Raw genomic sequence first — 18,405 nt, 5'->3', positions numbered from 1 at the left:
TGTTTAAGGTATAATCCAAGTATAATCAAACATCTTATGGATAGGAAATGAGGATGCCCCGTGCCAAATGAAAAATTATCCAATCGGGATCGGTTGTTAGCGGTTCGAGAAATTTTTGAACAGTATTCCGATGAAGAAGAGACGTTGACATTGGAAGAATTAAGTACGGAATTGTCGAAAAGAGGACTGATTGAAAAGCTGTCCCGGAAGTCGTTAAAAGAAGATATCGCGGCTCTTGCCAAATCAGGTTTTGACATCCATGCGGAAGAAACTAAAAACGGTCTGGCGATTCCGTATCATCTTGTCAGCCGTCCGTTCGAATACCACCACCTGCGTTTACTTGTGGATGCGATTGCCAGTGCGAAGTTCATTTCTGAGAGTGAAACGGAGGTCCTGGTCCGCAATATTCATACTTTGACGAGTAAACGTCTGGCGAAAACGTTGACGCCGGTCATACATACCGTTAAGAAACCGAAAGGCGTCATTCCTTTTTCGATTGACACCATTCAAAAGGCTATCATCGAACAGGACATCATCAGTTTTCAATATCAGGGAAAATTCAATGAACGGACACGAAAGTTTGAGTTACGACGGGACGGCGATTATTATCTCGTTACCCCGGCACATTTGATTGTCGATAATGGAAACTACTATCTGATCGGCCGTGATGAACGTGTCGAAGAGATTCGGACGTACCGGGTCGATCGCATCGTCAATTGCAGTGTCTTTGAGCCGGCGCAGACTCCGGTCGAGGTCGAATCCACTTACTTGAGCAGTATGTTCAATATGTACGGGGGAGAACAGGAACAGTTGACGTTGAAGTTCCATGAGAGTGTCATGCCAACCGTCGTCGACCGCTTCGGGACGGACATTCGTTGCCGGCGTTTAGAAGGGGACTGGTTTGAAGTCAAGGTGGGAGCGCTTTTCTCTCAAGGTTTCATGATGTGGCTGATTCAGTTCGCGGAACAAGCGGAGATTCTTGAACCGGCCTTTTGTCGGGAAGCCTTTAAAAACAAAGTCCTTGAGCTTGCTAAAGTCTATAAAACAGGAATTGCGGTCAGTCAACCGATGAATGAGAGTGTCTAACACGATAGAAGCAGATCTTTTGCCGAATGGGGCAGAAGATCTTTTTTTGTCGTTTTTTGTCGTATATTCATATTTGAATATTTTTGAGCGTTTTTTCCGATTACCATTAAGGATATCTTATTTTTGTTACAGGAGGGGCATCATGCAACATATGGAAAAACCACGGATGGGAAGCGTTATTGCGGGCGTGTCATACCTCTTTTTCATCTGTCTGTCGTACACGTCTTGGTATTTATTATCGATTTTTGCATTTAATCTTCTTTTCAGTACAGAGCTCTTAATGTCAATGGATCTTGTGGTCTTCGGCTTTAGTCCTTTATTTGCATTAGGCATCACGATGTTTTCGCTGAAAGTGCTGAAACGGCATGCACAGCCGAAATTCGGACCTTACATATTGGTAATCTACAGTATCTCGACCAGTGTCTTGATTTATTACTCCGTCGTCTACTCGATATTGCCGCGAATCTGACGATGCTTGCATGGTGCGGTCTTTTGGAATATGCTACGGATAGAGTATTAGCATGTTTTGGAGGAGGGGATACGATGAATACACAGTATATCCTGGACTGGATGCCACTCGTGCTTCCGGTTGCTGCCATCGTCTTTATTGTCATCATCGCGCGTAAAGCGTCTAAAATTGATTCTAAATAACCAAAAGAAGGTGTTCCGGTATCGGAGCACCTTCTTTTTGATTTAACGTTCGATTTGTTCCCGGACATACTTTCGGAACAGTTGGAGATCGTACGCCGGTTCACTGCGACTGAATTCAATCCCGTCGAGAAGGTGTGCGTGGGCCACGGCTTCCGGAAACTCGATCCGCGTTAACCATTCGGCGGTCGTCTCCTCGTGACGGCGCGGGAATGCCTGTTCGAGTTGTGAAGCGATTTTCAGAAGCGGGTGCTGGCTATGCTTTTTAATCGGTGCCGGTTGCTTCGCCCCCGTCATCCGGACGACGGGTTCGGCTTCCGTGGAAACGACCTGTCGTTTCCGAATCAAATAGAAGGTGATCCCGACAGCGAGAATCGCCAAGACAATCCCTGCCGTGTTCAGATAAAACAGCGTAGCGGAACTCATACTTGCGGCCTTCAGACTCTCTTGCGGGGCGATGTTTGATAAATCCGTCGCATTCGCTCCCGTCTTTTGATCAATCTGTTCCGCGAGCGGTAACGTCCAGGTAAAGAGAGAGCCGAATGCCTCAAGTGCAGGACGGGTCAGGTTTGCGACAGAACCAAACAGCGCTTCTTTGAGCAACCGGATCACGGTAACGAGGACAAGGCTTATCCCGAGAAACAGCGAGACAGCTGTGGTGATCCGGCGCCATTCTACGAGATGCTGTCTTAAGAAGGGGATTGCCCATAACAGACCAAGCAGCAGATAGGCGCCAAGCGGCGGTGAAAGGCCCGGGAATAACAGAAACAGTCCGGTCAGCCCCGTCGCACTGATGGCAAATTTATACGGCTGATCGACAGTCTCGAGCCATGTCCCGAGAGCAATGGCAAGCAACAACAGTATACTGATTAGCGGAGAAATCAAAAGAAACGAGACTGCCGCGACCAGTTGCAGGCCAATCCGGATGTTGCGTGCCGGGATGGCTACAAGCAGCGGGAACATCAAAATAATGAGCGGTGCCTGCAGGAGACTGATGACGAGAATCCACCAGAGAATCATGCGCTCACCCCCTTGTGCCGGTGTCCAAGATGAATTTCCGCAGTCGTCGAGGGGACGGTCCGTTGAAGACGTTTCGTGAAATAGCGGCGTTCGAGCGGTAAATCATATTCTGAAATCCGGGCGAGACACTCCATCGTCCGTAAAAATTGGTCTTTTCCTTTTCCCGAGGGAACGTGATACCACTGCCCATCCCGGTTGACCATTGAAATCCAGAGACTGTACGAGGCGCCTTGTTTTTCAAGTTCTCGGATAATCGTCGCCGCCCGCGAAAGTAACTTTTCAAAATCACCGCGTAAGGCTAAACCGTCCGCGGACAGCCCATCAATGATGACGGCATAATCATGATTGCGCATCCGGTCATACTGATAGGAATACAGTTCGCCCGTCTTGGCGTAAGCAGACCAATAGATCGTCTTTGCATCACCTGCGTAAGGGACGACGGAGTGAAAGCTCGACCGATCCGTGAACGGACTCGACCGGTCAATCGTCTCGCCCGGAATCTGGCGTTCGTTCCATTCGACCGAAGCCGGTGCAAAATCCGGGAAGACATGCCCGAGTTGTTGAATCGGCAACGTCAAGTAGAGCGTCATCAGATGGAACGGGTCGGAAATCATGATATCAAACGACTGAATCCGGATCGTGCCCCGTTTGGCTGCTATGACGTCAATTTGAAACGGGACGCTGGCCTGACGCGGAACAAAGACATGTTGACGCCAAAACTGGCTGCTCGCGTCCTCGATCCGGACTTGTTCTCCGAGAAGACCGGATACCGTCACTTTACCAAGGGAAAACCGTGTCGGATTATGGATTTCAAACGGGATGAGTAGCGGATCGTCCCGGAAGGCGCGGACGGTTTCGACGAGCCGGACGCTCAGACGTGCTCCGAGGTACTCGAGGTACTTCGGTAAGAGGTAACCATATAATGTGTACGCGACGAGCAGTGTCGCAAGCAGGAGAGAGCCGTACAGCGTACAGATGCCGGCAGTGACGGCAATCCAAAATAAAATCATCGGGTGAAAGGACTTCGGTGTAATCAATTGCATGTTACACCTCGGTCGGAACAGTCAATGACTCCAAAATCTGCTGGACTAAGCGGCCGTTCGTCATCTTCAATGTCGCTTCAAGTGTCAGGACAAGCCGGTGGGCAAGCAGCGGCGTTGCGAGTTGCTTAATGTCTTCCGGGGTAATGTACGTCCGGTCGTGCATCCAGGCCCGTGCTCGTGCGGCTTGCAGGAGTGCCAAGGTAGCACGGGGACTCGGACCGATTTCCACGTCACGGTGCGCCCGCAAGGCATCACAGACGTCGAGCAGGTAATCTTCGACCGCATCTTCGATCGTGACGGCCTGTACTTCCTGTTTCCAGGTATTCAGTTGCTCAAGCGGCAATTGGAACGTACTCGGTTGTAAGTGAGCTCCCTGCAACAAGGCTTTTTCGACCCGGCGATCAAGCGGAGCGAACGACAACTTAAACAAAAAGCGGTCGAGTTGCGCATGGGGGAGGGGGAACGTTCCCTGACCGTCAAACGGATTTTGGGTCGCGATGACTAAAAAGTGTTGCGGTAACGTATAAGAGGTATCTCCGATCGTGACCTGTGCTTCGCCCATCGCTTCGAGCAGGGCGGATTGTGTCCGCGGCGTCGTCCGGTTAATTTCGTCGACAAGGACGATATTTGCGAACAGCGGACCAAACCGTTGTTCGAATGAACCGGTCAACGGATTAAACAATTCCATCCCAAGCAGATCGGTCGGTAACGTATCCGCGGTACATTGGACGCGGGAAAACTTGGCATCCAGTGTATTGGCCAGTGATTTGGCCAGTGTCGTCTTGCCGGTACCCGGCCGGTCCTCAAGCAGAACGTGACCTTCCGACAACAGGCCGATCAGAAGATGATCTATAACATGTTCTTGTCCGAGGACCGCTTGCTTTAAGTTCGTTCGTAATTGTTGGAACATGGATAAATCCTCCTTTTTATTTCGTATTCTTAAAGTTTACGAAAATTCAGATAAAACTGCCAGTGATTTAAGTCTGTTTTCCAGATTTAGTGGTTTTACTAGGAGAGAAACAAAAAAATCCTTGACCACTGACAGGCCAAGGAACGGAGTTTTAGTCTTCAAACAGTTCATTCATCAAATCATCAATTTCCTGCCGACGGTTCTGCGTTTCCTCCCGGAGAATCCGGATCGAACGACCGTGCCATTCGAGCCAGTCGCCGATCGTTGCAGCACGGGGCAGACGCGAGCGGGGGACTTGCACCGTTTCACGGTTTTCCGTCTCACAAATCGCCTGGTCTCCGTCAAATTCGGTGACGGTCATTTTCATCGTGAATCCTCTCCTTTACTCAGGGCGTAAGTCGGTCCGGCTATTGACTTGAATCGTCTCCCCGTCTGACGTGTACTGAACGGTGCCCATCCGGTCCGTCCGGTCGACCTGGATGCTTTCCGCCGCCAGCGCATTCATGACGGTCGGACGCGGATGGCCGTAAGCATTGCCTTCACCTGCTGAAATCAAGGCGCGGGAAGGGTGGACTGCTTGTAAAAAGGGAATCGAGGACGAGGTATCCGCACCATGATGCCCGATTTTTAACACATCAGCCTTTAAATCCATTCCGGATTCGAGCAAATCCTGTTCCGTCCGAATCGGAGCGTCTCCCATGAAGAGAAAGGTATTATCGCCATGAACGAGTTGCAGAACTGTACTCCAGCTATTTAAATCACGGGTGCCGTCGCGGAGCGGGGCGAGTAAGTTCAGTTTCACTTCGTCACTCGGAATCGAGACACCGGACTTAGCCGTTTTAATGGTGATTCCTTGCCGTTTGACGGCGAGTAAAAAGTCCCGATAGGTTTCCGTCGTGTGGTTGACGCGTGGTGCGTAGACTTGATCAACAGGCAGGGCATCGAGAATCGTATCGAGGCCACCGATATGATCTGCGTCCGGATGTGTCGCGATGACGGCCGTTAAGCGGATGATGCCCAGGTTTTTCAGATAGCGGACGACATCGTCTCCTTTGCCGTTGTTCCCGCCATCAATCAAAATCGTTTCGTTTTTCGTCTGAATCAATGTACTGTCACCTTGACCGACGTCAAAGCCGTAGACGTGAATGACGGAACCTGATTCCGGACGATCACCAGGTAACGGTTCGTCGTCGCCTGTCATATAAAAGACGACAACCAGACACAGCGCAAGCAGCAGAACGGAACCCCATTTCATACCTAGCCCTCCCGTTTCTCAAACAGATACAACATGCCGTTACGCGGATGGCCGAAGCGGGGACCGACATACCCTCGTTTTTTTAATGCAGAACGCATCAGAATCATCATTCCACCGTGTCCGACGAGCAAAACCCGGTCATGTTCTTGTTGTTCAAACGTCAATTGGTTTAAGAGAACCGTAATCCGCTCGTTGGCATCTTTGATTTCCGCTTGAATCCGTTTGCTGAATGGAGCGACAAGTCGTCCGATCAACGCCCAGGCGAGAAACGGGAGACGGATCCGCGAGCGGATGGTCGGGAACGGGACTTCACGCAATAAGTCCGTCACGATGATGTCGTCTTCATACACGCTTTCTGCCGTTTGGACGGCACGCGGCATGCTGCTGGCGTAACAAATCGTCCAGTCGATGTTTCCGAGTTCAACCGGCTGGACATCGATCGTCGAGACGTCATAACGCTCAATCCAGGCTTCGATATCGGCTGCACTGATCCAGCCTTTTGTCGGGTAACCCTCCGTTACCCGGTGGTGTCTGACTAATCCAATCTGTTTCATGTTTTTGCGACGGTCGCTTGCATCAAGAAACCGTCCACCTCTCTTTCTATCTCTCAATCTATCGTCTTGCTGTCGTTACAGGGCAAGGCGGATCGCCATGCCGCACAGCAAGGCACCGAGAATGCTCAGTAAACTGCCGATGATATAATATTCCGCAAAACGGCGGTCGTCAAACTGTTTAAAACGGGCCAATGCCTTTAAGGCAATGATGAATCCAATGGCGCCCGTTGCATTGACTGCCACCAAAGAGACGATGATGGCCCGTTCGACGAGTCCGATGTAACGGCCGACGCCGTTGATTTCCGTCGTATAACTGCGGGCGGAATCCTCGACTTCATGCGTGACGGACCGCTTCAGACCGTCCAGTTGTTCTTTTCGTGTGACCTTCCGCTCAAAATGCGATTCAATCAAGCGGGGCGCAAAGGGCGCAAGCAGCGGGGCAATCCCGCGTCCGATTAACTCCGTTGCAATCAAGCCCCAGACGCTGATCCACAGGATTTGATCCGGTAACGTAAACGATGCCGGCCAAGCGACAGGGGTGAAAAAGAGGACGATACCGGTCAGAATCCCGATATGGATCAATTGATCGATCCAAAAGGCAAGTGCCGGATGCAAAAGACGTTTGAAGGGCGAGCCGTCCAGTAAGGCATGTGTCCCGATGATGACACCGCCGATGATCCAGGCCGTCTGACCAGTCACGTCATTCATCTGGTAAAAGAGTCCGAGGACGGCGGCTGTGCCGATGCTATGTATCGTTATATGTTCGAGTAATACCCGAAACGTGCGTTGTTTCAACTTTGCCATCCGTTGACTCTGGAACGGAAAGTCCGCCAGCAGGTGGATCAGAAGCAGGCTTAACAGCAAAGTCATCCGATCGCCTCCCAGACTTGTAACTGGTTTAAGGCATCAATCAATGCCTGTTCGAGACGTTTACGTTGTTTACGTTGGGAACGGGCGACAAGTTTCGCAACATTCATCCGGGCATCTTTTTCGTGAAAGCCCATCTTCAAACCGATTTCTTCGTAAGTAGCGTCCGGATGCTGATCCATCAGCCGGTGCAATTCGATTTGCCGGTCCGTTTTACCGAAATAAGCGGGATACAGCATCTCGATATAACCGTTCAGCAGGGCGGTCGGCAAATAAGGCGGTCCGGCAAAGGAAATCCGGTTTGCGGTCTGTTTTGCCGCTTCCTGGGCCTCAAAAGCGAAAATGATGGCACTTCCGTTGGCTTCATCGGCATGAGTCGTCGATAACGTCTCATATTGACCGAATCCGATTCCGATATAGCCGTTTAACGGTTGATTCAACAGCATTAACATGAGTGGATAACTGACGGCATATTCGTTGAATACGCCAAGCAGACTGTCACCGGACTTGATTTGAAACGGTACGAGTGCTACCGGAAATGCTTGGTTCAGCTGATCCGCCAACTGATGCAGATCGGTTAACAGTTGTTCTTTACTGGAATACGCACGGGAATTTTGAATATCAAATGAAACTGCAACAGCTTGCATACAAATCCTCCTTGTTACCGAATATGCGGTTACTTATCATTTGTTACCGGTTAAAGGGTAACAATAGACTTGTTACTGTATTTAGAGTAACAGGGAAGCGTAAAAAAACAAAGACTGATTCAAATCTTTTTTATTTTTTCTTTGAGTTAACATAACATATATTATCAATAGTTGATAATTATTGTCTCATAATTAAGGTAAACTCAATATAGTGAGACAAAACAAAAAAACACGGGATTAACCGTGTTTCCGACAATCGTAATGATGTGTCCGTTCCAAGCGGCTCATTAAACGATCCAAGAAAATATGATGCCGGCGTTCGAGTTGCGTGATTCGTTCAAGCGGTAACCAGGCGAAATGGAAAAAATCACCGCAATCTTGACCGTCACCAGCAACACAATGCGTCCATCTGTTTTCCTGACATTCGATATGAGCATGATAGAAATACGTGTAATGCACCCGCATGCGTTCCGGATAACGCATTTCTTCTTCACCTACGTACTGGACGGTCGCGAGCGATAAACCGCTTTCCTCGAGTGTTTCCCGAACTGCCGCTTCCTTGGCGATTTCGGCATCTTCGATTGTGCCGGCAGGAATTTGCCAATCACTGTCTGGAGCAGATTGCGGATGAAAAACAAGTAGTTCCCATCCCTCTGGTTGCTCCCGTGTGATATAGATTGCTACTTTTTCGCGTCTTCTGAATTTCATCGTCATCACCTCTCCAGTTGGCAGATGGCACAAAAGCAGCCGAGGAACATGTCCGTAGCTGCTTGATGAAACGAATTCTATAAGCTAAAGCTCCGAACTGCCCGCTCCACATACTTCGTGGTAATCTTGCCTGACCATTTTCTTTTATTGTAGCGGTTATTGGCGGTCGTTTCAATTTGTAAACGGGTGATTTGCCGATAATTCGAAGAAAAGTCTGATAAAGCGGTCAAAACAGGCGTCAGAAAGCTAGAAACGAACGGGAAACAGCGACTTTATGCCATATTTCATAAAAAAAGACACCCCTCTATCAAAATGAGGGGCATCTGACCATCAAACAGTATACCAATCGAGAAGCGGACCGAATTTTTCTTCATCATAGGCAAACGAACCGTTCGATAACCGGTCGAGGAAGGACAACGATTGGACTTGAATTGTCTTTTCCTGCTCTTTTCCGATCAAAATCAGCTCTTTTGCTTGTGTGACGTCGATCAATGCCGCGACCTGATGCGGTTTTGATTTTAAATCACGTAACAGTTGTGTACCGCGCAAGGCGCGGTTCGAGACCTGGAACTGATCCGCAAGGCGCATTTTCTTCAAGGCACCACGTTGTGTCAACAGGACGATATTCGGTGCTTGTTTGAAGCCGATCGCACCGGCCACGACATCCTGATCACGAAGGTTGATCGCTTTCACACCCGCTGCCCGGACACCGACGACCGGGACATCGTCTTCCGTGAACCAGAGACCGAATCCATGCTGGGTCGTTAAGAACAATTGCTCTTGTCCGGTAGAAACCTTGGCATACAGGACTTCGTCATCCGCTCGTAAACGGACACCCTGCAATGGTTTTGATTTCCGCTGCGCATTGTAGTCGCTCAATTTCGAGCGTTTGACCATCCCTTGGCGGGTCACGAACAGACAGTGTGAGTTCTCGTCAAACGTCCGGACGAGGTCGACCGATAAAATCCGGTCGCCGGGATCAAGCGGCACGAGATTGGCGACGTGTTGTCCGCCGTCTTTCCATTTCGTATCCGGCAACTGGTGGACCGGAATCAGGAGATAATTCCCTTGAACCGTCCAAACGATTAGATGATCCGTCGTCATCGCCTGTCCTTGATACAACAGACGATCCTGCTCCTTCATCTCCGGCAAATCGTTGGTTGCGCCGAACGAACGCATCGAAGACCGCTTGATATAGCCGTTTTTCGAGACGAAGACCATGGTTTCTTCGACAGCAATCATGACTTCCGTCTTCAGTTTCAGCTCTTCGACTTCCGCTTCGATCGTCGAACGCCGCTTGTCCGCGACTTGCTCTTTCAGAACGGTTAATTCTTTAATGATCAACCGGTTCCGTGTTTTTTCGTCGTTCAGGATTTTTTCAAGGCGGGCGATTTCTTTTTCAAGTTTCGCCGCTTCTTCCTGTAATTCAACGATATCAGTATTCGTCAACCGGTACAGCTGAAGCATGACGACGGCTTCCGCTTGGCGATCGGTGAAACTAAACCGTTCAATCAACTTGTCTTTTGCTTCCGATTTGTTGGAGGCCGACCGGATCAACGCAAGTGTCTCATCCAGGACGGAAATAGCGGTCATGAGGGCTGATACAACCTCTTGACGGCGTTTCGCCTGCTCGAGATCAAACGTTGTCCGGCGGATGACGACATCCTTGACGTGACTGAGATACGCGTCAAGTAACGCGAGAACACCCATCTGACGCGGTGTCCGCTCGTGGATGGCGACCATATTGTAGTTATAGGCGATTTGCAGGTCGGTCTGCTTCAGGTAAAAGTGAAGCACCCCTTCCGCATCCGCTTCTTTTTTCAGCTCGATGACGACACGAAGACCATCGCGGTCCGTCTCGTCGCGGACTTCCGCTACCCCTTCGACTTTGCGGTCGAGGCGGAGTTCTTCCATCCGTTTGACAAGGTTTGCTTTGTTGACTTCGTACGGCAGTTCCGTGATGATGATTTGCTGGCGTCCGCCGCGTAACGTTTCGATCACTGCCCGCGACCGGATGATGACTTTGCCGCGGCCGGTTTCAAACGCCTTTTTGATGCCGTCGAGACCTTGGACGACACCGCCGGTCGGGAAATCGGGTCCTTGCATATGTGTCAGTAAATCATCGACATTATGCACAGTTCCCGAAATTCGGCCAATTGCCGCGTCGAGCACTTCACCGGCATGGTGAGGCGGGATTTCCGTCGCATACCCGGCCGAAATCCCTGTCGAACCGTTCATCAGCAGGTTCGGTAAGAGGGACGGCAAGACAAGCGGCTCTTCCGTCGTATCGTCAAAGTTCAACGTGTAATCAACGGTCTGTTTATTGATGCCTTCGAGAATCAGGCTCGACACTTTCGATAAACGGGCTTCCGTATATCGCATGGCAGCGGCGCTGTCGCCGTCGATCGAACCATTATTCCCCTGCATATCGACTAACGGATAACGTAATTTCCACTCCTGACTCAGGCGGACCATTGCTTCATAGACCGACGAATCGCCGTGCGGGTGGTAGTTACCGATGACGACGCCGACCGTCTTGGCCGATTTCCGGTAAGCGCGGTCAAACAGGTTGCCTTCCGTATGCATCGCATACAGGATCCGGCGTTGCACCGGTTTTAATCCGTCGCGTGCGTCCGGTAAGGCCCGGTCCTGGATGATATATTTCGAATAACGTCCGAACCGGTCCCCGACGACTTGCTCAAGGGACAGGTTCAAAATGTTTTGCAGGTTAGACATATCAGTTCACACTCTCTTTCGTCACGTGTTCATTTTCAATGATCGAGAGGTCTTCCGTCAGTCCGAACGCTACATTGTCTTCAATCCAGCTCCGGCGGTGTCCGACATTGTCGCCCATCAGCACGGAAACTCGTTTCTCGGCGACAGCGGCATCATCGATCGTGACGCGGATCAATGTCCGGGTCTCGGGATCCATCGTCGTTTCCCATAATTGCGGAGCGTTCATCTCCCCCAGTCCTTTATAACGCTGGATCATATAGCCTTTACCGAACTTTTTCGTTGTTTTCGCCAGGGTTTCTTCATCCCAGACGTATTCAAACTTCTCAGACTTGCCCTTCCCTTTCGAGACGCGGTAGAGCGGTGGCAAGGCGACGAAGACTTTCCCGGCATCAATCAACGGGCGCATGTAGCGGAAGAAGAAGGTCAACAGCAAGACTTGAATATGCGCGCCATCGGTATCGGCATCGGTCATGATGATGACTTTGTCGAAGTTACAGTCCGATAAATCGAAGTCTGCCCCGACGCCGCTGCCGATCGCGTGGATAATCATATTGATTTCTTCGTTTTTCATGATATCCGCAAGTTTGGCTTTTTCCGTGTTCAGGACTTTCCCGCGTAACGGTAAAATCGCCTGGAACGTCCGGTTACGGCCTTGTTTGGCTGAACCGCCGGCTGAATCTCCTTCGACGAGGAACAATTCATTTTTCTCCGCGTTTTTCGACGCGGCAGGTGTCAGTTTCCCGTTCAGGATGCTCGAACGTTTCTTTTTCTTGCCATTGCGGGCTTCTTCGCGGGCTTTACGCGCTGCTTCCCGGGCCTGAGCGGCGCGGATCGCTTTTTTGATCAGGAGGGTCGCCGTTTGCGGGTTTTCCTCAAGATACGTCGATAAACGGCGCGTGATGACGGCGTCACAGCTTGTCCGGGCTTCCGGAGAACCGAGTTTTGATTTCGTCTGTCCTTCGAATTGCAGGAATTCTTCCGGAATCCGGATCGACACGATCATCGTCAGCCCTTCACGGATATCATTCCCGTCTAAATTCTTGTCTTTTTCTTTGAGCAGCGTGTTTTTACGGGCATACTCGTTCATCACCCGTGTCATCGCCGTTTTAGCGCCGACCTCGTGGGTTCCACCGTCGCGTGTCCGGACGTTGTTGACGAACGACAGGACGTTTTCCGAATAGGCATCCGTGAACTGGAAAGCGATATCGACCTCGATGTCATTTTCCGTACCTTCAAAGGCGACTGTCGGATGTAACGTATCTTTGTCGTCGTTCAAATAGCCGACAAATTCGCTGACTCCGTCTTCATATTGGAACGTGTCCGCTTTTTCCGACCGTTCGTCGGTCAGTGTGATTTTCAGACCTTTCAGCAGGAAGGCCGATTCACGTAGGCGTTCCGCTAACGTATCGTAATTGTATGTCAACGTGCTGAAGATTTTTCCGTCCGGCTTGAAATAGACGCTTGTTCCTTTTTGGCGCGTCGTGCCTGTCTCAAGCAACGTCGTTTTCGGAATTCCCCCGTCTTCGAACGTTTGCTCAAACTGTTTCCCGTCGCGATAAATCGTGACTTTTAACTGCGTCGACAGGGCGTTGACAACAGATGCTCCGACACCGTGCAGTCCGCCCGATGTTTTATAACCGCCTTGACCAAATTTTCCACCGGCATGAAGCACCGTGAAGATGACTTCTGCCGTCGGTTTGCCGGAAGCATGCATCCCGGTCGGCATACCGCGTCCATGGTCACGGACCGTAATTGCATTATCTTTATGGATGATGACATCGATCTGTTCCCCGAATCCGGCCAGTGCCTCATCAATCGCGTTATCGACGATCTCATACACCAAATGGTGGAGTCCGCGATGATCGGTCGAACCGATATACATACCCGGGCGTTTCCGGACTGCTTCGAGTCCTTCTAATACCTGTATGGCATCATCATTATAATTGTTTAAATCTGTCGCCATGTTTTTCACCTCAAATAGAAAAACGTCGAATATTCCAAACGTTCGTTCGTTTTTCTAGTAGTCTGTATCTAATTGTAGGCATCTTCTTGCTATCTGACAAGGATAATCTAGAAAACAAGAAAAAAAGACACCTACTGTCAAGGAGTAGATGTCTTGCTGAATCACGATCACAAGTACTGGTGTTCAATTTTAATGCAACGGTTTTCGATGTACGGAATCCCGGCCCCAAGGGCTAAACTTTCCGCTTCGACACTCGATAATCCGAGCTGATTCCAAATCATGCCGACGTCACCGTGAGCGACGGCATCCTTCGCAGCGTCCGCCAAAAACTCCGAGCGACGGAAAACATCGACGATATCGATATGGCCCGGGATGCTGGCGACACTCGGATACACTTTCTGACCATTCCATTCATTTAAGGTTGGATTGACCGGAATGACTTCGTACCCGTGTTGGACGAGATAATCGGCAATCCAGTTCGCCGTTTTTCCGGAATCGCTTGATACCCCGACAACGGCGATCCGTTTTGCTTCTTTTAACAACTGACGTGCTTGTTGATCTGAAATCATGTTATTTCCCCCTTATGTTAAATACAAGATAGTCTTAGTCTATATACCCGATTCAATTTGGATTAAGCCTTTCAACTGGAGGGAGGAACGTGTTCGAAGTGTGAGAATCAAAAACGGTCTGTACGAAAACGAGACGACCAACTACCCGTCGGACTGGATTTCGATGCAACTGAGAGCGAAATGATTTTTTGTGAAAAATAGTCTGTTTAATTGTTTACATAATATAATTATTGTATTAATTTGCTTACAAAGTGATGAAAACCTAATTTGCATCGAGTCGAACCGTTACCTGTCTTTGGTGATTTCGATGCAACTGAGCGCTCCCTGTCTGACAATTTAACGTTGCGTGAAATAACTATTTCACGCAAACTAGTGTACCAACTACCAACGTTTGGTATAGTAGTGACAGAGAGGGGATAGAATGATGAGTTTGTTTAAAAACCTGGGAAAAACCGTGAAAACGGCCCCCCTTCCCGCCCATACGATCGATCTTCCGGGATATGTCCGGATGCCGGATTTCATCCGGTTTTACATCGACCATTTGGCATCGAAAAATTTCTCGAAGGCGACGATGCGGCGGTATGTGTATGATTTTGATTCATTTTTTCAGTTTGTCGCGGAAGCGTCGGGTGAAGCGATTCGAGCACGTGATATCACGCAGGAAGCGTTTCTTGAAATTGACGGATCCGGGATTGCCGCTTATGCGGAATACTTAGCCTTAACAAAGCAAAATGCCCCAAGTGTCATCAACCGGAAGCTGTCAGCACTGCAGTCCTTGTTCCGGCATTTGATCGATATCGGGGTCCTGTCGGAAAACCCGGTCGCAAAAATCAATCGTCCGAAACAGGCAAAACGGGATCCGGTTTACTTAACGAAACGGGAATGGGATGAGTTGATCCAACTGTTGCCGTCGAATATCGAGATGAATGCCCGGGAAGCGGCACATTATGAACGGGATCGCGTCCGGGATATCACGTTGTTCCAGGTGCTCGGTTACAGTGGCATGCGGCTCAGTGAAATGACGCAATTGACCTGGAGTGCCATTGATTTTCACGAAGGAACGATTCGGGTCATCGGGAAAGGCAACAAGGAACGGGTCATTCCGCTTGCGAAGCCGGTCCGGGTCGCCTTACGGAAATACGCCGCACACTATAGTCTAACGATGCGGGGGCCGGATCCGATTTTCCAAAAGCAAGGCAAAGCGCTCAGTCCCCGGGCTGTTCAACATATTTTAAAACGGCACGTTGACCGGTTGCGCCCCGTGCTGCCGTTTTTGGAGCGAAAACAGATCACACCCCATAAATTACGGCACACGTTTGCGACGCGCCTGGCAACAGGCGGGGTCGATGTCTTGACGATTCAACAATTACTTGGCCACGAATCGGTCGCAACGACACAGGTCTACGCCCATATCGGTGATCAGGAGAAAAAACGGGCGATCGAATTATTTGATGGTGAACGATAATTGTGTTATGTCACCTCATTGTCATTGAAAGGAGAACTTGGATGAATTATGGCTTAAGTGAACGGAAAATCAAACAAATGTCGGATACCTATGCTTTTCGTCGCGGGAAACGTTACGTCGCTGCCAAAAAAGTTACATTACGGAACTACCAATCCGGTGATTTGCTCGTCGAAGCCGCTGTTCACGGTGAATCTGTCTTCACTGTCACCGTCCGCGTCAAGGAACACGGCGTGGATGCCGGTTGCAACTGTCCGTCGCTGGCAATGGATCAATCGTTTTGCGGGCATATCGTCGCCGTGTTGTTAGCGATGCATCATGTGCAAGTCTACGGCACACCTGCCGGAAACCAATCGTTGATCCGTCCGTTTGCGACGACGCGCCAGACAGAAGACGCAGCAGTGACGGCTTATTTGCAAACATTAAGTAAAACGGAACGGGCAAAAATCAGGTTTGATGTCAACGGTTCGGCGATTGTGATGGAAAGTATCACAGCCCAACAACGTTTTACGATCAGTTCCGCTTATTTTGACCGCCTTTTGCATACGCGTGACCGTTTACGGAATCTGGCCGACGTCTGGCTCAGTCCCCTGCTCAAACAACGGCTCGTCAGCGGTCCGCCGTTAGTCGAACTGGCGCTCGACCGCGAGCAAGGTGGGCTTGAACTGCTCGTGACGTTTAGCTATCAGGGGGTTCGGATCAATCCGTTACAGGAGACGGATTGGCTCGGGCGCGATGTATCGCTTGAAGGATCCGTCCTCCGCTACGTGACAGAGAGTGGTTTCTTGGAGCGGGACGGTCGCTATCGGTTAGAAGAAGAGGAAGCGGAATATCAGTTTTTGAAAGGTTTGCTCGACCCCCGTGTCGTTTACGGCAAACTCATCGTCCAAGTGACGGAGAGTATCCGCCAATCCTTACCGAACGGACCGTTTCATCCACGGATCGATGTCGAGACGACGGACCGCTTGGATTGGTTGACGTTCCGCTTTTCTATGGATGGAATCCCGGAAATGGAACTGAAACAGGTCTTGCAGTCGCTTGTCACCCGGAAAACGTATCACCGGTTAAAGAACGGTCAGTTTGTCTCGTTTGAGACCCGGGCATTTGAACAGTTACAACGCGTTTTTCGGCAACTTGAAGCAGCAGAGCAGGACCAACTTGAAGCGGTTTTGCGCGCACCCGCCCTGCCGAACCTCAAACATCTGGTCGGTGCCTCCTTCTTGCATATCCATAAACAATTAACAGAACGGTGGCTCGAGCTGAAAAACGGAACGGGTGTCTACCTGAACTTCCCGGAAGTACTCGATCGGCATTTGTATCCGTACCAGCGGGCAGGCATCCAGTTCATGGCGAATCTTGCCGGACATGACGGGCACGGAATTTTAGCGGATGAGATGGGGCTCGGGAAGACGATCCAAGCGATTGGTTATCTCGAGACGCTTCCGCCGGGTCGGATGTTGATTGTCGCCCCGGCTTCCCTGCTCCATAACTGGCAGGCGGAACTTACACGGTTTGCGCCGTCAAGAACCGTTCATTTGTTGAACGGAGCACGGAAACAACGGTTGGATCAAATCGAGACAGTACCAGCGGACGGAATTTTTCTGATTTCCTACCCGTCGTTACGGGCCGACATGGAGGCACACCAGACCGTCGAATACGACGTCGCCATTTTCGATGAGGCACAACATCTGAAGAATCCAGCGTCACAAACCGCTGTCCGCTTGCGCCGTATTCGGGCGAAACGTCGGTTTGCCTTGACCGGAACACCGCTTGAAAACCGGACCGATGATCTTTGGTCGATTTTCCGGGTCATTTTCCCGTCGTTGTTACCGGACTTACCGACGTTCCAGACATGGTCATATGATGAAATCCAACGATTCGTCCGACCGTTTATGATGCGACGGACAAAAGCCGAAGTTTTGCAGGATTTACCGCAAAAACAGATTGTCCACCATTATACAGAGCTCGGTCCGACGCAGAAAAAACTTTATGCTTCCTACTTGGCGAAACTGCAACTGGAAACGTTACAGCATCTCGACGAAACGAAGCGTGAAGACCGGATTAAGCTGCTCGCCGGTTTGACCCGGTTGCGGCAGATTTGCTGTGATCCGGCGTTGTTTATTGATGGATATACCGGTGAATCGACGAAACTGGAACGATTGTTGACGTTAATCGAAGAAAAACTGGCAGCGGGACACCGGCTGTTGATTTTTTCCCAGTATACGAAGATGCTCGGACACATCCGGGAACGACTGGCAGCACGACAACTTGCCCACCTTCTACTAACCGGTGAGACACCGGTTGAAAACCGGGTCGCACTGTGTGACCGTTTTAATGCCGGTGAAGTCGATGTCTTCCTGATTTCCTTGAAAGCCGGCGGGACCGGTCTGAATCTGGCGACGGCAGATACCGTCATTTTATACGACAGCTGGTGGAATCCGGCCGTCGAGCAGCAAGCGGCTGACCGGGCCCATCGATTGGGACAACAGTCACCGGTCGAAGTGATCAAGTTATTGATGACCGGGACGATCGAGGAAAAGATGGCGGAATTACAAGATCGAAAAGCGACGATGATTGATGCCGTCTTATCGGATCAGAAACCGGATATTTTAACGATTCGTGAACTCGTCCGTCTGCTTGATTCCCCCTCTTTTATCGATTCATCAGGTGATTAACCATACAAATCAAAGAAAATCTTAAAAAAATGAAAGACCTTCAATCCGTTGTCTATCAACAGGTTTGAAGGTCTTTCGACAATCAAATTCAGAAAAAAGGTTTTAACTTTTGAAAGACAGGGGTATATCTACATTAGCACCGTACAACACGGTCGCTTTTCAATTATTGTTTCTCAATATCAGCGTAATGACCTGGGAGAGAAATGCTACTTACTCACTTCGTTTTTCATTTCTGAATGAAATCCAGTTGAACTAGCATTTA

The 18,405-nt window shown here is 50.0% G+C and carries 16 protein-coding genes; 4 read left to right on the top strand and 12 right to left on the bottom strand.

The features are described 5' to 3' along the window. Positions 1 to 60: 60 nt before the first annotated feature. Complete coding sequence (locus tag ACP26N_RS08605; RefSeq protein WP_131503729.1) at positions 61 to 1,086, top strand: helix-turn-helix transcriptional regulator; 1,026 nt, start codon at positions 61 to 63, stop codon at positions 1,084 to 1,086. Positions 1,087 to 1,228: 142 nt separating this feature from the next. Further along, positions 1,229 to 1,555, top strand: coding sequence for a hypothetical protein (locus tag ACP26N_RS08600; protein ID WP_131503730.1), 327 nt, complete (start codon positions 1,229 to 1,231; stop codon positions 1,553 to 1,555). Between the two features lie 224 nt (positions 1,556 to 1,779). Here ACP26N_RS08600 and ACP26N_RS08595 read toward each other — a convergent pair whose 3' ends face one another. The 12 genes from ACP26N_RS08595 to ACP26N_RS08540 all read right to left on the bottom strand — a co-directional run bounded on the left by ACP26N_RS08595 (position 1,780) and on the right by ACP26N_RS08540 (position 14,006). After that, positions 1,780 to 2,754 carry a hypothetical protein gene (locus ACP26N_RS08595; protein WP_426353539.1) on the bottom strand — a complete coding sequence of 325 codons (975 nt, stop codon included), beginning with the start codon at positions 2,752 to 2,754 and terminating at the stop codon, positions 1,780 to 1,782. Beyond that, positions 2,751 to 3,797, bottom strand: coding sequence for a DUF58 domain-containing protein (locus tag ACP26N_RS08590; RefSeq protein WP_131972636.1), 1,047 nt, complete (start codon positions 3,795 to 3,797; stop codon positions 2,751 to 2,753). Before ACP26N_RS08590 ends, ACP26N_RS08595 begins: the two co-directional genes overlap by 4 nt. A gap of 1 nt (position 3,798) precedes the next feature. After that, positions 3,799 to 4,707, bottom strand: coding sequence for an AAA family ATPase (locus ACP26N_RS08585; RefSeq protein ID WP_131972637.1), 909 nt, complete (start codon positions 4,705 to 4,707; stop codon positions 3,799 to 3,801). A gap of 151 nt (positions 4,708 to 4,858) precedes the next feature. Continuing rightward, complete coding sequence (locus ACP26N_RS08580; RefSeq protein ID WP_131503734.1) at positions 4,859 to 5,074, bottom strand: DUF3006 domain-containing protein; 216 nt, start codon at positions 5,072 to 5,074, stop codon at positions 4,859 to 4,861. Positions 5,075 to 5,089: 15 nt separating this feature from the next. Continuing rightward, complete coding sequence (locus tag ACP26N_RS08575; protein ID WP_131503735.1) at positions 5,090 to 5,962, bottom strand: ComEC/Rec2 family competence protein; 873 nt, start codon at positions 5,960 to 5,962, stop codon at positions 5,090 to 5,092. 2 nt (positions 5,963 to 5,964) lie between these two features. After that, positions 5,965 to 6,573, bottom strand: coding sequence for a histidine phosphatase family protein (locus tag ACP26N_RS08570; RefSeq protein WP_426353538.1), 609 nt, complete (start codon positions 6,571 to 6,573; stop codon positions 5,965 to 5,967). A gap of 18 nt (positions 6,574 to 6,591) precedes the next feature. Next, positions 6,592 to 7,386, bottom strand: a complete 795-nt coding sequence (locus ACP26N_RS08565; RefSeq protein ID WP_214854502.1) for a DUF3307 domain-containing protein — start codon at positions 7,384 to 7,386, stop codon at positions 6,592 to 6,594. Continuing rightward, positions 7,383 to 8,030 carry a hypothetical protein gene (locus ACP26N_RS08560; protein ID WP_426353537.1) on the bottom strand — a complete coding sequence of 216 codons (648 nt, stop codon included), beginning with the start codon at positions 8,028 to 8,030 and terminating at the stop codon, positions 7,383 to 7,385. Before ACP26N_RS08560 ends, ACP26N_RS08565 begins: the two co-directional genes overlap by 4 nt. 237 nt (positions 8,031 to 8,267) lie before the next feature. Next, the gene (locus ACP26N_RS08555) at positions 8,268 to 8,738 is read right to left on the bottom strand and encodes an NUDIX domain-containing protein (RefSeq protein WP_233494529.1); all 471 of its coding nucleotides are present in this window, start codon (positions 8,736 to 8,738) and stop codon (positions 8,268 to 8,270) included. A 330-nt stretch (positions 8,739 to 9,068) separates the two neighbouring features. Then, positions 9,069 to 11,474 (bottom strand): DNA topoisomerase IV subunit A, encoded by a 2,406-nt coding sequence (parC, locus tag ACP26N_RS08550; RefSeq protein ID WP_426353535.1) that lies wholly within the window; start codon positions 11,472 to 11,474, stop codon positions 9,069 to 9,071. Position 11,475: 1 nt separating this feature from the next. Further along, complete coding sequence (gene parE, locus ACP26N_RS08545) at positions 11,476 to 13,437, bottom strand: DNA topoisomerase IV subunit B (RefSeq protein ID WP_131503739.1); 1,962 nt, start codon at positions 13,435 to 13,437, stop codon at positions 11,476 to 11,478. A 167-nt stretch (positions 13,438 to 13,604) separates the two neighbouring features. After that, entirely contained in the window at positions 13,605 to 14,006 is a 402-nt protein-coding gene (locus ACP26N_RS08540) for a CoA-binding protein (RefSeq protein WP_131972640.1), read from the bottom strand. 424 nt (positions 14,007 to 14,430) lie between these two features. Here ACP26N_RS08540 and ACP26N_RS08535 point away from each other — a divergent pair, with 424 nt between their 5' ends. After that, positions 14,431 to 15,471, top strand: coding sequence for a tyrosine-type recombinase/integrase (locus ACP26N_RS08535; RefSeq protein WP_426353533.1), 1,041 nt, complete (start codon positions 14,431 to 14,433; stop codon positions 15,469 to 15,471). A gap of 41 nt (positions 15,472 to 15,512) precedes the next feature. After that, positions 15,513 to 18,143, top strand: coding sequence for a DEAD/DEAH box helicase (locus ACP26N_RS08530; protein WP_426353532.1), 2,631 nt, complete (start codon positions 15,513 to 15,515; stop codon positions 18,141 to 18,143). Positions 18,144 to 18,405 lie beyond the last annotated feature (262 nt).

It is taken from the genome of Exiguobacterium sp. R-39 (genome assembly GCF_049942815.1).
GTDB lineage: Bacteria > Bacillota > Bacilli > Exiguobacteriales > Exiguobacteriaceae > Exiguobacterium_A.
The sequence above is the reverse complement of the archived record's forward strand: the minus strand, read 5'-3'. Positions and strand labels throughout refer to the sequence as shown.

Bases quoted from the DNA above. Each gene is read 5' to 3' on its own strand.
- ACP26N_RS08600 (WP_131503730.1), top strand. From the start codon at position 1,229: ATGCAACATATGGAAAAACCACGGATGGGAAGCGTTATTGCGGGCGTG.
- ACP26N_RS08595 (WP_426353539.1), bottom strand. From the start codon at position 2,754: ATGATTCTCTGGTGGATTCTCGTCATCAGTCTCCTGCAGGCACCGCTC.
- ACP26N_RS08590 (WP_131972636.1), bottom strand. From the start codon at position 3,797: ATGCAATTGATTACACCGAAGTCCTTTCACCCGATGATTTTATTTTGG.
- ACP26N_RS08585 (WP_131972637.1), bottom strand. From the start codon at position 4,707: ATGTTCCAACAATTACGAACGAACTTAAAGCAAGCGGTCCTCGGACAA.
- ACP26N_RS08580 (WP_131503734.1), bottom strand. From the start codon at position 5,074: ATGAAAATGACCGTCACCGAATTTGACGGAGACCAGGCGATTTGTGAG.
- ACP26N_RS08575 (WP_131503735.1), bottom strand. From the start codon at position 5,962: ATGAAATGGGGTTCCGTTCTGCTGCTTGCGCTGTGTCTGGTTGTCGTC.
- ACP26N_RS08565 (WP_214854502.1), bottom strand. From the start codon at position 7,386: ATGACTTTGCTGTTAAGCCTGCTTCTGATCCACCTGCTGGCGGACTTT.
- ACP26N_RS08560 (WP_426353537.1), bottom strand. From the start codon at position 8,030: ATGCAAGCTGTTGCAGTTTCATTTGATATTCAAAATTCCCGTGCGTAT.
- ACP26N_RS08555 (WP_233494529.1), bottom strand. From the start codon at position 8,738: ATGAAATTCAGAAGACGCGAAAAAGTAGCAATCTATATCACACGGGAG.
- parC (WP_426353535.1), bottom strand. From the start codon at position 11,474: ATGTCTAACCTGCAAAACATTTTGAACCTGTCCCTTGAGCAAGTCGTC.
- parE (WP_131503739.1), bottom strand. From the start codon at position 13,437: ATGGCGACAGATTTAAACAATTATAATGATGATGCCATACAGGTATTA.
- ACP26N_RS08540 (WP_131972640.1), bottom strand. From the start codon at position 14,006: ATGATTTCAGATCAACAAGCACGTCAGTTGTTAAAAGAAGCAAAACGG.
- ACP26N_RS08535 (WP_426353533.1), top strand. From the start codon at position 14,431: ATGAGTTTGTTTAAAAACCTGGGAAAAACCGTGAAAACGGCCCCCCTT.
- ACP26N_RS08530 (WP_426353532.1), top strand. From the start codon at position 15,513: ATGAATTATGGCTTAAGTGAACGGAAAATCAAACAAATGTCGGATACC.